We start from the raw sequence: 14,091 nt of genomic DNA, 5'->3' as shown, positions 1-14,091 counted from the left end.
AAGAAAGAATGGAGCGGCATTTGGAAGCTTTTACACTGGAAGAACTGGTTCAGGCCGTCGGCGGGACGCTGCTCGGCGAATACCGGGACCGCGGCAGAAAGATCACCGGCGTTCTCTCGGATCACCGCGAGGTGACGGGAGGCGAGGTGTTCTTTGCCTTTGTAGGTAAAAAAAACAACGCGCATCGCTTTGTGGGAGGCGCGCTGGCGGCGGGAGCTGCCGGCTGCGTGATTTCAGAGGATCCCGGAGCCTATGTCCCCGGGAAATTTTATGTGCAGGTACCGGACACGGTGCGGGCATGGGGGACTCTCGCCGCATGGCATCGCAGCCGCTTTGCCGTTCCGACGGTGGCGGTGACCGGGAGCGTCGGAAAGACGACGACCAAGGACATGATCGCCTCGGTTCTTGCCGTTCACTGCCGAGTGCTGAAAACGCAGGGCAACTTCAATAATGAGATCGGTGTGCCGAAGACGCTGTTTGGCATGGATCGGACGACAGAGATCGCCGTTGTGGAAATGGGGATGAATCATCCGGGCGAGATCGACCGTCTGGTGCGCTGCGCCAAGCCGCAGGCGGCGGTGATCACGAACATCGGCGAGGCGCACATCGGAATACTCGGGAGCAGGGAAAATATTTTCCGGGCGAAGACGGAAATCTTTCACGGGCTGGAGGAGGGCGGCTTCGCGGTATTAAACGGAGACGACGAATATCTCCGCCGCCTCCGGGAGGATGCCGGAATGCAGCGGCGCTTCTGCTTCGCATGGGTCGGAGAAAGCAAGAGCTGCGATTTCCGGGCGGAGAATATCCGGGAGCAGGGCGGAGAGAGCGTGCATTTTGACGCGGATACGCCGGCGGGGCGAATTGCCCTTACCGTGCCCTCGCCCGGGCGTCATATGATCTACCCGGCGCTGACCGCGGCGGCGATCGGCCTGCATTTCGGTCTCAGCACAGAGGAAATCGCGCGGGGGATCGCGGACTATGCACCGACGTCCATGCGCATGGAGGTGCTGCACTGCGCGGGGAATATTACGGTTTACAACGACGCCTATAACGCCAACCCGCAGTCGATGAAGGCAGGACTCCGGATCCTTGCCGCCTCCGGCGCGGCGCGGCGCGTGGCCGTGCTTGGTGATATGTTTGAGCTGGGAGAGGAAGAAGAGAGGCTTCACCGCGAGGTGGGGGCCGAGGCGGGAACGCTGGCGATCGACGTGCTTGTCGCTGTGGGGTACGCCTCGGCGGCGCTCGCGGAGGCGGCGGCTGCGGTCTCCGCTGCCGGAGACACGGTGCCCGCAGCTGCGGGCAGCTCCGGGAGGCGGCTGCAGGTTTTTGCCTGCGCGGACAAGGAGGAGGCAAAGGGCGTTCTGCGAAAGCTCGTGGAGCCGGACACAGCGTTTCTTGTCAAGGCCTCGCGGGGGATGCGGCTCGAGGAGCTCGCTGCGCTTCTCGCGGAGGAGGCGCGCGCCGCGCAGCAGGAAGAGAGCTGAGCAAAGCGGTTTTCACTTGAAAACGGCAGGCCGGGATCATGTGTGCAGAACCTTGACGATCACCTCAGGCCAAATGCCCCGCAGTTTTACTGCGGGGCATTTGATTTTCAGCCATCGCGCCGGAACGCGATACGCCCGCCGGCGATGGTGCAGCGGATGACGCCCGGGAGCGTCTCCCCGAGGAAAGGCGAATTGGAGGCGCGGGAGGCGAACGGCTCCGAGACGACCCAGCTCGCATGAAGATCGCAGAGCATCAGATCGGCCGCCGCTTCGACCGCAAGGCGTCCCGCCGGCAGATGATACAATTCCGCGGGATTTACGGTCATGAGGCGGAGCAGATCCATAAGGGAGAGATATCCCTTGTTCACGAGCTCCCGGAGGCCGAGGGAAAAGGCGGTTTCGAGGCCGATCATGCCGCTGGGAGCCTCGGGAAAGGGCATGGCCTTTTCTCCCGCCGTGTGCGGGGCATGATCCGTCGCGATCATGTCAATGGTGCCGTCACGCAGGCCCTCGATGATGGCAAGCCGGTCCTCCTCCGTCCGAATCGGGGGATTGCATTTGGCGGCGGTCCCTTTTTTTATAACGGCATCCTCCGTGAGGGAGAAGTGATGCGGCGTGGCTTCGGCATGAATGCGCGGGGACAGGGCTCTACCGCGGCGAACCAGCTCGACGGACTCCTTTGCGCTGATATGCTGAATGACGACGTCGGCCCCGGTCTCCAGCGCGAGACGGATGTCCCGTTCCACCATGACGCGCTCCGCCTCCCGGTCTGCGCCGATGAGGCCGAGCGCCGCGGCGGCGGCGCCTCCGGCATTGACTCCGGCGTGGCGGACATGGGCGGGATCCTCCTCATGAAGAGAGACGGGGAGATCGAGCGCCGCGGCCTCTTCCAAGGCCTCTCTTAAAAGCGCGGCATCCGTGATCGGCCTGCCGTCGTCCGTAAAGCCGACGGCACCTGCCCCGGAAAGCGCCCTGAAATCCGTCAGATCCTCCCCGCTCATTCCCTTTGTTACATTGGCGCAGCTGTAAATATGAACGGGGGTTTCCGCGCCTTTTTTCAGGACAGAGCGAAGCGTCCCGGGATTGTCGATCGGCGGCTTCGTGTTGGCCATCATAATAACTGAGGTATAGCCGCCCCGCGCCGCCGCGGCGGCACCGGAGAAAATATCCTCCTTGAGAGGAAAGCCGGGGTCGCGGAAGTGGGAATGCGTGTCGATCAGTCCGGGCGCCGCGAGGAGCCCCGCGGCCTCGATGATTTCCTCTCCGGGGGGACAGGGGAGAGCCGGTCCCATGGCGGCGATGCGGCCGTCCCGGATCAGAATATCCATGACGCTGTCGATACCTCCTGCGGGGTCACAGACTCTGGCACTGCGTATCAGCATGCAATAGCTCCTTTCTTTGATCTCACGGTTATCTTATCTCGTTGCTATCTTATTTCATTGCACTCATTGTACTTTATCCGAACCGCTTCGCACAGGAAAAAGTCTCCGCTTTGTACAGGAATACGGTCTGCTTTGCACGGAGCCGCGTCCGCTTTGGCCGGGATATGACCTGCTCCGCGCAGGGGTGCGGCTCGCTTTGCGCCGGGCTGCGCGCCGGGATGCCGCGCCTCTGAGCGGTCTGAACGGAGCAGCGGGAGCGGCGGTTTTCATTTCCCGGCATCTATGCTAAAATTGTATACAATTTAGTACACGAGGGAGAACGGTTTATGCTGCGTACCATTCTGGCGGTTCTGTATGTCACTGTTTATCTTTTGTTCAGCATGCTGCTGGAGCCTGTGATATGGCTGATCGGACGGCGCAGCCCGGAGAAGAGGGATTACTTCATCATGAACTGGGTGAAGCACGGCTTCCGCTGCATCGGAGCGATTTCCGGCATCCGCGTCACGGCAAAGGGGCGGGAGAACATCCCGACCGACCGCGCCGTTGTGTTCGCGGCAAATCACCGGGGCTTTTTTGATGTGATCGCGAGCTATCCGCTCATGCTGCGTCCGACCGGCTTCCTTGCAAAGATTGAGTTTGCCCGGATACCGCTGCTGCGCTTTTGGATGAAGAATATCCATTGTCTCTTTCTCGACAGAAAGGACACGAAGCAGGGGCTTGAGACGATACTGGCGGCGATTGAAAAAGTAAAAAGCGGCCGATCGGTCTTTCTGTTTCCCGAGGGGACGCGGAGCAGGACGGAGGGAGAATTTCTGCCGTTTCACAGCGGGAGCTTCAAGATCGCAATCCGTGCGGGAGCGCCGGTAATCCCGGTCACGATCGTCGGAGCGGGAGCGATTCTGGACGATCACATGCCGAAGATCCGGCCCGGGCATATCATCATTGATTTCGGCGAGCCCATCGAGACGGCCGGGATGAAGCCCGCGGAGCGTGGGAAGCTGCCGGAGCAGGTGCGGGAGCGAATCATGGCGCGTTACCGCGAGGAAGTGAAGCAGCTTTGAGCTTCCGGCACACCGCCGGGAGCTTCGGAGGCATTATGAAAGCAAGAATGAACATGACCGTCGCCGCAGCGGCAAGGCTTGCGGACGATGTGTATTCCACGGTTTTCCGGCTGCCGGAGGGGGATTTCCCCGCGGTGATTCCGGGGCAGTTTGTCGGGGTATATCCGCATGACCGGTCGGCGCTCCTCCCGCGGCCGATCAGCATCTGCCGCGCGGATCCCGGGGAGTGTACGCTCCGCCTCGTCTACCGCGCTGTCGGGAAAGGAACGGGGGAGCTTGCGGCGGCGCAGCCGGGCGAGAGCTTTTCGGTGCTCGGCATACTGGGCAACGGCTATGATCTGAACGCGCTCCGGGGAAAAAACGTACTTCTTCTCGGGGGAGGAATCGGGATTCCGCCGCTGCTGGAGCTTGCGGCGGCGCTGAAAGCACGGGAGCCGGAGCGCAGGGTTACGGCGGCGCTGGGCTACCGGACAGCGCGGCTGTTTCTGGCGGAGGAGTTTGAGAAGACCGCGGATGCGGTGCTGATCGCGACGGAGGACGGGAGCGCGGGGGAGCGCGGCAACGTCCTCGATGCGGTGCGCGCGGCGGCGCCGGTCTTTGACGCGGTCTGTGCCTGCGGCCCTCTCCCCATGCTCCGGGGTGTCAAGCGCTTTGCACAGGAAGCGGGAGCTCCCTGCTATCTGTCGCTGGAGGAGCGCATGGCCTGCGGTGTGGGCGTCTGTCTGGGATGTGTCGCGAAAACAACGCACAAAGATGAGCACTCACAGGTGAACAACGCGCGGATATGCACGGAGGGGCCGGTGTTCGAGGCCTCGGAGGTCGAAATCTGATGGTGGACATGCAGGTGAAAATCGCCGGACTGGTGTTTCGGAATCCGGTCATGACGGCCTCCGGGACATTCGGGTCGGGAATGGAATATGCCGAATTTACGGATCTGAACCGTCTGGGGGCGGTCGTCACGAAAGGAGTGGCGGATGTTCCGTGGCCGGGCAACCCGACGCCGCGGGTCGCGGAGGTGTACGGCGGAATGCTGAATGCCATTGGGCTGCAGAATCCGGGGGTGGAGCAGTTCTGCAGACGGGATCTTCCCTTTCTGTCCGGCTTTGATACGAAAGTGATCGTGAATGTCTGCGGACACACGCAGAAGGAGTATCTTGCGGTGGTCGAGCGCCTCGCGCAGGAGAAGACCGTCTCCATGCTGGAAATCAATGTCTCCTGCCCGAATGTCGCGCGGGGCGCGATCCAGTTCGGACAGGATCCCCGCTGTCTGTATGAGATTACTTCTGCAATAAAGAAAAAAGCGGCGCAGCCGGTGATCATGAAGCTGACGCCGAATGTGTCGGACATTGCCGAGATGGCGAGGGCGGCCGAGGCCGGCGGAGCGGATGCCGTCTCGCTCATCAATACGATCACCGGGATGAAGATCGACATCGAGCGGCAGACCTTTGCGCTTGCCAATAAGACCGGCGGGCTCTCGGGACCGGCGATCCGCCCGGTGGCGGTCCGCATGGTGTACCAGTGCGCGCAGGCCGTCCGTATCCCGATCATCGGCATGGGGGGGATCGGCAGCGCGGAGGATGCCATAGAATTTCTGCTGGCGGGCGCGACCGGCGTCGCGGTCGGTATGATGAACTTTCATGATCCCGGGACGGCGGGGCGCGTGATCGACGGGATCGAGGCGTATCTGGAGCGGCATCATATCCGCGCGGTGCAGGATATCATCGGGGCGGTGCACGAATAGAGGCCGCGGTGCGGACCGGGGAGAGGAAAGGAAAATGCTTACCACAGTAAGAAAGGCCTATGCCAAGATCAATCTGGGGCTCGACGTCGTCGGCCGCCGGGAGGACGGCTATCATCTGGTCGATATGATCATGCAGACGGTCGGGATTTATGACACGCTGGTTTTCCGCAGCACCGGGCGGGCCCTTGATGCAAAGGTAAAGCTCTCGATTTCCGGCAGTTCGCTGCCCTCCGGAGAGGACAATCTGATCGTCCGCGCCGTGCGCATCATGCAGGCGAGATACGATATCCGCGAGGGCATTGATATTGAACTGACGAAGCGCATTCCCGTCGCTGCGGGCATGGCGGGGGGAAGCACGGACGCGGCGGCGGCCTTTCTCGCGCTCCGCGATATGTTCGCCCCGGATGTGACGGAGGAGGAGCTGCAGGAGGCGGCCCTGCCGCTCGGCGCGGATATTCCGTACTGCATTGTGGGCGGAACCCGGAGGGCGGAGGGAATCGGTGAGCGCCTTACCTGTCTGTGCCCGGCTCCGGACTGCCGCCTTATTATCGTAAAGCCGGACATCGATGTTCCGACCGCATGGGTGTATCGGACGCTGGATGAGCTGGCTGACTTTTCTCATCCGGATATTCCAGCGCAGATAAAGGCCATTGAGGCCGGCGATGTGAAACAGATGATAGAGCTGTCCGGCAATGTGCTGGAAACGGTTACGGCAGCGCGTTTTGACGTGATCGGGCGGCTGGAGCGATTTTTGGAGGAGAGGGGAGCTGTCCGGGCGGTCATGACCGGAAGCGGCCCTGCCGTGTTTGCCGTCTTTACGGAGGAGGGGGCGGCAGAGGCCGCGTTCGGAGCGCTCTGCGCACATCCGGAGTTTGGCGGCTTTGAACGTTTTCTTACGGGCTTTGTGAGAGACCGGGACGGCGAAGCGTCTGCGGACGGGAGCCGGAGCAGAGCCCTCTGAGTCGACGGGAGGGAAGAACATTGGCAGATTACAGAATGCAGGACGAGGATCAGTATCTTCCCCTGCGGGAAACGGTGTACAAGAAGCTGCGCAGGCAGATTCTCACCGGAGTGCTGAAGCCGGGTGAGCGTCTGATGGAGATTCATCTGGCCAATCAGCTTGATGTCAGCCGCACGCCCATCCGCGAGGCGATCCGCAAGCTGGAGCTGGAGGGGCTGGTGCGCATCATCCCGAGAAGCGGCGCGCAGGTCGCGCAGATTTCGGAAAAAGGGCTGAAGGATGTTCTCGAGGTGCGGCGGGCGCTCGACGTTCTGAGCTCGGAGCTTGCCTGCGAGCGGATTACGGCGCAGGATAAGGGAAAGCTCAGAAAGGCCTGCGAAAATTTTGAAGCGGCGGTGAAAAAGGGCGATGCCGCGGAGATTGCAGAGGCGGACGTCGCCTTTCACGATGTCATCAAGAATGCAGCGAACAACGAATGCCTGCTGGAGGTGAGCGGGCGGCTGGCGGATCAGCTCTACCGGTATCGCTATGAATTTATCAAGGATGATCGGAATTACGGCCAGCTTGTGGCGGAGCACAAGTGCCTGACGGATGCGATCATCCGCGGCGACAGGATCTCGGCGGCCAAAGCGGCGAGGGAGCATATCGACCGTCAGGAGATGGCAATCATCGCGCAGCTCCGCCGGGACGGCCAGTCATGACGGGGCAGGTCTGGCTGACCATCACCGGGACGCAGAGATATCCGGACGGCAGCGAGGAGACAAACCGGAGCAGGCACAGGGCGGAATACCGCCGGGGCGAGAACGGAACGCACGAGTTCCGCTATGAAGAGGATGAAGAAAAGGGAGAAAAATCCCGGGCAAGCCAGATCGGGATTGCTTCGCATCGCATCACAGTGGAGCGAGACGGTGGGACGGAACTGGTGCTGGAGAGAGGGATGCGCTGCGTCTGCCGCTATGGCACAGCCTGCGGAGAGCTCAGGATGGAGACCGAAACCTCGCAGCTGGTCTGCCTTGCGCTGGGGGAGAAGCTCCACGCGCAGGCAGTGTATCGGCTCATGCCGGACCCGGATTATGTCATTGAATGCAGGGTAACGATAAAAGCAGAGCCGGTCATTCCGTGACCGGCTCTGCTCTGTTATAGTGCGTCCGAGCCGTCCTGCGGCCCGGCCTTGCTCTGCTTTTATTGTCCGGGCATGAGACGGCCCGGCTCTCTTCTATTATTTTGTTATTTGATTGGCTTTGCGCCGGCCTTTGTCTGCAGATCGTCCAGCCATCTGCGGAACCGGCTTTTCGGCTTTGCATTCGTCTGAGGCCTGATACTGCCGCGCGCCCCCTTAAAGCTCACAATGTAGATGCCGCTGACCTGCGCCTTGATTTCTTTTCGGACGGGAATCGAATCAAAAATCTTTTCATCCGCCACCAGAGACAGGATCTGCGGACCGACCTTGGCTTTGACGATCGGGAGCTTCGAGCGCCGGAGCAGCTTCGGGGTCTGATCCATGACGGCCTGCGGCAGTCCCGAATCCTTGAGACGGAGCTTTTTCTTGTCGATGACCAGCATGGTGACGGTCTGCTTGTTGGCCTCGATCTGCGCCTGCTGCTCCTCCTGCTTCTTCTGCGCTCTGCGGCCGAGAAAGTAGAGAACGGCGACCGCGGCGGCAAGAACGATGAGGAGAACGATCAGAACGATGAGTCCGGTGTGCATGGCGATACCTCCAAAGTTAGCATGTAAATCATTGTAACATCCTTTAGAAACGCGAGCAATCGGTATCAGCCCTCATGGCCTGCGCCTGCATAATCAGCCGTCATGGCTTCCACCGGATGCTTCTCCGGCCTCCCGGTCGGTCACGGTGCGCTGCGAGTCGGAGCGCTTCGCAAGATACATATACCGGTCGGCGCGTGCGACGATCGATGCCTCGTCGTCCTCCGGCCGGGCGGCGGTGATGCCGATGGAAAGACCGATGGTCAGCGTGAGCTCCTGATGCCTGATCCGCAGAGCATCAGCGGTGTCCTGCATTCTTCCGGCGATTCTTGCGGTGTCGTTTTCATTATGAATGACGTAGATGCCAAGAAACTCGTCTCCTCCCCAGCGGCCGAACACATCGGTGCTGCGGCAAACGCGGGACATGGCGGTGCCGAAAGAGCGGAGCACGGTATCGCCGGCCTCATGTCCGTACTGGTTATTGAAATCGCGGAAATCGTTGATATCGCAGAACAGCACGGCGAAGCGCTCTCCGGACAGATGATATTCGCTCATGCGCCGCCGCAGAAAGGCCTCGGTATAGGCGCGTCCGGGGAGCCCGGTCAGGCGGTCGTAGGAGGCGGCATTGTAGAGATGTTCGATGGCGCTCTCGCTGTGCACACGCTGATCGGCGGGATAAAAGACCTCGGCCACCTCGGTGATGCTGCCGTTTTCATCCCGGATCGGAACGAAGATGGTTTCCACCAGAATGTGATACCCCTCGCGATGGTGGGCAAAAACCTGTTTGCGGAGCTCTTTGCCCTCTTTGAGAACCGTCATAAAGGGGCAGTATGTCTCACAGAGGGGGCAGGCCGTGTCATCGAGATGCCGGAGCCCGCTGTCGGGGCACTTTCTTCCGCATATCCATTCGGCGGAGTAGCCGGTGATCTGCTCTGCGGCCCGGTTCCAGAATACGATGGTCCGATCCGGCTTTACGATGTAGATGCCCATCGGGAAGTTTTCGATTAAACTGCGGAAACAGCTGTCATAGATCATAGTCGGTTCTTTCGGCTCCTGCCCTGTTCAGAATCGTGTGTTCCGGAAACGGGACAGTCGTGTCCGGGCGGCGGGAAACGGGAGCTTCCGACCGCTGTTCGGCTCAGTATATCATGAAAGCCGGCCGCAGGGAGTGTTTTTTCATACTTTGCCGGCGAAAGGCTTTCCACTGGGGTGGGCTTGTGCTAAACTTTGTTCTGTATCGCGGAGCGTCCGGCTGCCGCGATCCCTGTATTTTTTTGTGAGAAAGGAAAGCAGATGAAGAAGAGAATACTGACGTCCGCACTGGCGGCGGTCACGGCTCTGTCCATGGCAGGCTGCGGCAGCACGGATAAGAGCGCTTATATTACGGGAATCACTGCGTCGGATTATGTGGAGGTCGCCGACTACGCCTCCATTCCGGTGGAGGAGGCGGCCCCCTCGGTCAGCGACTCCTACGTGGAGATGTATATCAATTATACGCTGAGCGGAGACGCTTCGTACGAGGATGTCACGGACCGCGATGTGGTTGCGGACGGCGATACGGTCAATATCGATTATGTCGGGAAAATCGACGGCGAGGAGTTCAGCGGGGGTTCTGCGCAGGGCTACAATCTTCAGATCGGCTCCGGGAGCTTCATCGACGGCTTCGAGGACGGCCTGATTGGGGAGAAAACCGGGTCAAAGCCGGTGCTTCATCTGAAGTTCCCGGACGAATACAGCAATGCGGAGGTCGCCGGCAAGGATGTGGATTTTGAGGTTACGATCAATTCCATTGAGACGCTGGTCACGCCGGAGCTGACGGACGAGTGGGCGGCGAAGCAGAATATTGCGGGCGTCTCCACGGCGGAAGACTACCGGAGCTATGTGAGGAAAGAGCTGCTTGCGCAGGCGCAGTCGACCTATGATACGGACGTCAGGAATAAAATTGCGGACTATCTCGAGGAGAACAGCAATTTTGTTCAGGAGCCGCCGGCGGCTATGGTGGACCGCTATTATGCGTCTCTTACCGAATATTATACGCAGTATGCCGCGCAGTACGGCATGGATCTTGCCACCTTTATGCAGTATGTCAGCCCCACGGCATCGGAAGAGGAGACGGACGGCACGGCGGAGGCTGCGTCTGCAGCAGACACAGAGGAGAGCGCGGCGTCCGGCGACGGCGCTTCTTCCGAAGCTGAGGAAGAGGAGACGCCTGCCTATGAGGCAACGCTCCGCGAGCAGGCGGCCCGCACGGCGAAGCAGTATATTATTCTGGGCGCCATTGCGGAGAAAGAAAACATTACGATCGGCAAGCGGGAGTACAACGCGGCGCTCGACAGCGCGGCGGCAAAGGGAGGATACGCCAGCGTCTCTGAATATAAAAAGAATGAGGACGCCTATGCTCTCTATGAATCCCTGCTCACCGACAAGGTCATGGAGTTTCTTGTGAGCCATGCGGTGATCACCGAGCCCGCCTCAGACAGCGGCATAGAGGAGAGCAGCGCGGACAGCACGGAGGACGCCTCAGCAGAAGATGCCGGAACCGGCGATGCGGCTGCATCGGCTTCGGATGCCGGCAATGCGGAGGAAAACAATGCGGAAGCCGGAGCGGCAGATGCGGGCGCCTCTGACGCGGATGCGGACGGCCTTGGCGTTGAGGAGACCGAGGGCGCGGCGCAGATGGGCTATTGAGCGCACACAGAGCAGCGGATAGGAAGCGGGTTATGGATATCAGACTAACGGAAGTACGGGAAATCAGTCAGGAGCCCGGGAAATATGCGGGACAGAGAGTGTCGGTCGGCGGCTGGGTGCGCAGCAACCGCGATTCCAGAAGCATTGGCTTTCTGGTGATCGCGGACGGCTCCTGCTTTGCGCAGCTTCAGATTGTGTACAGTGATGCACTGGATGGCACGGCGGACGGCGCGGAAAGGGAAACGCCGGCTCGCCGGCTCGATTTTGCAGGGACGGCAAAGCTGAATGTCGGGGCAGCGGTTATTGTGACGGGTGTCATTGTGGAGACGCCGGAAGCAAAGCAGCCTTTTGAAATGCAGGCGGAGGAGGTTTTTCTGGAGGGAGCCTCCGCACCGGAGTACCCGCTTCAGAAGAAGCGGCATACGCTGGAATACCTCCGCACGATGCCGCATCTGCGCCCCCGGACGAATACCTTTCAGGCGGTGTTCCGCGTCCGCTCGGTGGCGGCCTTTGCCATTCATCAGTTTTTCCAGCAGCAGGACTTCGTCTATGTTCATACGCCTCTGATTACGGCGAGCGACGCCGAGGGGGCCGGAGAGATGTTTCAGGTCACGACGCTTCCGCTTGAGTCTGTGCCGCGGAGAGAGGACGGGGCGGTTGATTATTCGCAGGACTTTTTCGGGAAAAAGACCAGCCTTACGGTCAGCGGACAGTTAAACGGCGAGGCCTTTGCAACGGCATTCCGCAATATCTATACGTTCGGGCCGACGTTCCGTGCCGAGCAGTCCAATACCACGCGCCATGCGGCGGAGTTCTGGATGATCGAGCCGGAGATGTGCTTCGCGGATCTCGGGGATTATATGGACTGCGCGGAGGCCATGCTGAAATACATGATCCGCAGCACCATGGAGCAGTGCCCGCAGGAGATGCAGTTTTTCAACAGCTTTGTGGACAGGGGGCTGATCGAGCGCCTCACCAATGTAGTGGAGTCCGATTTCGGGCGGATCAGCTATACGGACGCGGTGGCCCTGCTGGAGAAGCATAACGACGAGTTCGACTTCAAGGTCTACTGGGGCTGCGACCTGCAGACGGAGCATGAGCGCTATCTCACGGAGCAGGTATTCCGGAAGCCGGTTTTTGTCACGGACTATCCGAAAGAAATCAAGGCGTTTTATATGAAGCAGAATCCGGACGGCAGAACGGTCGCGGCGGCGGATTGTCTGGTCCCGGGAATCGGTGAGATCATCGGCGGAAGCCAGAGAGAGGACGATCTGGAACGGCTGACGGCCCGCATGGACGAGTTGGGAATGGAGAAGAGCGATTATCAGTTCTATCTTGATCTCCGGCGCTTCGGGTCGGTGCGTCACTCTGGCTTTGGCCTCGGCTTTGAGCGGGCGGTGATGTATCTGACCGGAATGGGAAATATTCGCGACGTTGCGCTGTTCCCGAGAACGTTCGGAAACTGCGAGCTGTGATATGTACGAGCCCTGCTCCGGACCGGCCAGCAGGGAAAAGCACAGCGGGGCAGACGGGGAAAGCATGGAGAGACTTTTTGGGAAAAAACTGAATCGGCGGCTGCTTGCTTTGCTGTTGACAGTGATGTGTGCGGTTTTCCCGGCTGTTCCGGTGAGAGCGGTGACATCGTCGGAGATCCGGCAGCAGCAGAATGCGACGAAAAGCAAGCTGAACTCGGCCAACAGTGCGCTGTCCTCTCTGGAGGGGAAGCAGGAAGAAATCTCGGATGAGATGGAGACTGCGCAGTCCGAAATCGCGCAGAATATGGCGAGCATTCAGATGCTTCAGGATCAGATTGCCGATACAGAGGGGCAGATCGAGATCAAGCAGCAGGAGTATGACGAGGCCAAGGCGCGCGAGGAGGAACAGTATGCGATGATGAAAAAGCGCATACAGTTCATGTACGAGAGAGGGAACGCCAGCTACGTGGCGCTGCTCATGAAAGCGAGCTCTTTCAGCGATATGCTGAACAAGACAGAGTACGTCAACCAGCTCTATGAATATGACCGCAGGCTCCTTGTGCAGTATCAGGAGACGCGGAAAGAGGTGGCGGATGACAAGCGCGCGCTGGAGGAGACGAAAGCAGAGCTTGAGGAGGCGGAATCCGGCCTGCAGGAGGAAAAAGCGGCGCTCGAGTCCCGCGTGAGCGATCTGCAATCGAAGTACAACAATTATGAGGCGCTGATCAGTGCGGCGCAGGCGGAGGCCAGCTCTCTCCGCCGGCAGTATGAGGAGCAGACGCGGCAGCTGTCGGCGCAGGTTGAGGCGGAGGCGAGAGCCGCCGAGGAGGCCCGCAGAAAAGCGGAAGAAGAGGCAGCGGCCAAAGCGGCTGCGGCAGGAAACGCCGGCACGGAAAACGCGGCCTCCGGGGATTCTTCCTCACAGACGTCAGGAACCTCGGAGAGCACGGCGCCCGTAAAGAAGACCTATCAGGCGGCAGGCTCGGCGACGGGACAGAATGTTGTGAATTTTGCCTGCCAGTTTGTCGGAAATCCTTATGTGTACGGCGGCACCAGTTTGACGAACGGAACGGATTGCTCGGGCTTTACGCAGAGCGTGTATTCCGCTTTTGGGATCAGCATTCCCAGAACGGCGGAATCGCAGCGCAATGCGGGCGTCGAAGTGGCGTCGCTCGAGGAGGCGCAGCCGGGCGACCTGATCTGTTATCCCGGGCATGTGGGGCTGTACATCGGAAACGGGACGATCGTCCACGCGAGCACGAGAGCGACGGGAATCAAGTACAGCGCGGCGACTTACCGTTCCATTCTGGGGATCCGCCGGATCCTCAACTGAATTTCAGAGACAGAAAATCCGGGGAGCCGCGCCGGCATGCGCGGGCTCCCCGTTTGCATTGAGACAAATTTTTGTGCGTGATAAGAAACGGGTGTAAAAAATCACGCGGATGCACGGATTTTGCGGCGCGTGTCTCGCCGGGGCGCTTTGGCATGATGATTCGTGTGAGGTGCAGTTACGGAAAGGAGCAGGGTGGAAGCAAGCAAAGCGGAAGTGAGCAGGACGGAAGTAAGCAAGACGAAAGCGGGCGAGGCGGAAGTAA

The 14,091-nt window shown here is 60.1% G+C and carries 13 protein-coding genes; 10 read left to right on the top strand and 3 right to left on the bottom strand.

Annotated elements, in window-relative coordinates; all coding sequences use genetic code 11:
* Window positions 1-20 precede the first annotated feature (20 nt).
* Window positions 21-1,484, top strand: a complete 1,464-nt coding sequence (locus E0E20_RS00260; RefSeq protein ID WP_130836079.1) for a UDP-N-acetylmuramoyl-tripeptide--D-alanyl-D-alanine ligase — start codon at window positions 21-23, stop codon at window positions 1,482-1,484.
* A 107-nt stretch (window positions 1,485-1,591) separates the two neighbouring features.
* Here the strand turns inward: E0E20_RS00260 and E0E20_RS00255 are convergent, their stop codons facing one another.
* The gene (locus tag E0E20_RS00255) at window positions 1,592-2,866 is read right to left on the bottom strand and encodes a dihydroorotase (protein WP_130836078.1); all 1,275 of its coding nucleotides are present in this window, start codon (window positions 2,864-2,866) and stop codon (window positions 1,592-1,594) included.
* Between the two features lie 326 nt (window positions 2,867-3,192).
* Here E0E20_RS00255 and E0E20_RS00250 point away from each other — a divergent pair, with 326 nt between their 5' ends.
* Genes E0E20_RS00250 through E0E20_RS00225 form a run of 6 tightly spaced genes read left to right on the top strand, consistent with a single transcriptional unit; the run spans window position 3,193 to window position 7,752 of the window.
* Window positions 3,193-3,927: a lysophospholipid acyltransferase family protein gene (locus tag E0E20_RS00250; protein ID WP_130836077.1), complete on the top strand. Its 735-nt coding sequence runs from the start codon at window positions 3,193-3,195 to the stop codon at window positions 3,925-3,927.
* Between the two features lie 35 nt (window positions 3,928-3,962).
* The gene (locus E0E20_RS00245) at window positions 3,963-4,757 is read left to right on the top strand and encodes a dihydroorotate dehydrogenase electron transfer subunit (protein WP_130836076.1); all 795 of its coding nucleotides are present in this window, start codon (window positions 3,963-3,965) and stop codon (window positions 4,755-4,757) included.
* Window positions 4,758-4,759: 2 nt separating this feature from the next.
* On the top strand, window positions 4,760-5,668 hold the full coding sequence (locus E0E20_RS00240) for a dihydroorotate dehydrogenase (RefSeq protein WP_130836460.1): 909 nt from the start codon (window positions 4,760-4,762) through the stop codon (window positions 5,666-5,668).
* A 34-nt stretch (window positions 5,669-5,702) separates the two neighbouring features.
* Window positions 5,703-6,629 (top strand): 4-(cytidine 5'-diphospho)-2-C-methyl-D-erythritol kinase, encoded by a 927-nt coding sequence (ispE, locus tag E0E20_RS00235; protein WP_130836075.1) that lies wholly within the window; start codon window positions 5,703-5,705, stop codon window positions 6,627-6,629.
* 35 nt (window positions 6,630-6,664) lie between these two features.
* The gene (locus E0E20_RS00230; protein WP_130836459.1) at window positions 6,665-7,330 is read left to right on the top strand and encodes a GntR family transcriptional regulator; all 666 of its coding nucleotides are present in this window, start codon (window positions 6,665-6,667) and stop codon (window positions 7,328-7,330) included.
* Window positions 7,327-7,752, top strand: coding sequence for a DUF1934 domain-containing protein (locus tag E0E20_RS00225; RefSeq protein WP_130836074.1), 426 nt, complete (start codon window positions 7,327-7,329; stop codon window positions 7,750-7,752). Before E0E20_RS00230 ends, E0E20_RS00225 begins: the two co-directional genes overlap by 4 nt.
* 104 nt (window positions 7,753-7,856) lie before the next feature.
* Here E0E20_RS00225 and E0E20_RS00220 read toward each other — a convergent pair whose 3' ends face one another.
* Both E0E20_RS00220 and E0E20_RS00215 read right to left on the bottom strand, forming a co-directional pair.
* On the bottom strand, window positions 7,857-8,336 hold the full coding sequence (locus E0E20_RS00220; RefSeq protein ID WP_130836073.1) for a hypothetical protein: 480 nt from the start codon (window positions 8,334-8,336) through the stop codon (window positions 7,857-7,859).
* A 93-nt stretch (window positions 8,337-8,429) separates the two neighbouring features.
* Window positions 8,430-9,368 (bottom strand): sensor domain-containing diguanylate cyclase, encoded by a 939-nt coding sequence (locus tag E0E20_RS00215; protein ID WP_130836072.1) that lies wholly within the window; start codon window positions 9,366-9,368, stop codon window positions 8,430-8,432.
* Window positions 9,369-9,626: 258 nt separating this feature from the next.
* Between E0E20_RS00215 and tig the strand changes: the two genes are divergently transcribed.
* The 3 genes from tig to E0E20_RS00200 all read left to right on the top strand — a co-directional run bounded on the left by tig (window position 9,627) and on the right by E0E20_RS00200 (window position 13,829).
* Window positions 9,627-11,021, top strand: coding sequence for a trigger factor (tig, locus tag E0E20_RS00210; RefSeq protein WP_130836071.1), 1,395 nt, complete (start codon window positions 9,627-9,629; stop codon window positions 11,019-11,021).
* A gap of 38 nt (window positions 11,022-11,059) precedes the next feature.
* The gene (asnS, locus tag E0E20_RS00205) at window positions 11,060-12,496 is read left to right on the top strand and encodes an asparagine--tRNA ligase (protein ID WP_130836458.1); all 1,437 of its coding nucleotides are present in this window, start codon (window positions 11,060-11,062) and stop codon (window positions 12,494-12,496) included.
* Window positions 12,497-12,560: 64 nt separating this feature from the next.
* Window positions 12,561-13,829 carry a C40 family peptidase gene (locus E0E20_RS00200; RefSeq protein ID WP_165443909.1) on the top strand — a complete coding sequence of 423 codons (1,269 nt, stop codon included), beginning with the start codon at window positions 12,561-12,563 and terminating at the stop codon, window positions 13,827-13,829.
* The last annotated feature ends 262 nt before the right edge of the window (window positions 13,830-14,091 follow it).

It is taken from the genome of Lachnoclostridium sp. Marseille-P6806, from assembly GCF_900625025.1.
GTDB lineage: Bacteria > Bacillota > Clostridia > Lachnospirales > Lachnospiraceae > CAG-791.
The sequence above is the reverse complement of the archived record's forward strand: the minus strand, read 5'-3'. Positions and strand labels throughout refer to the sequence as shown.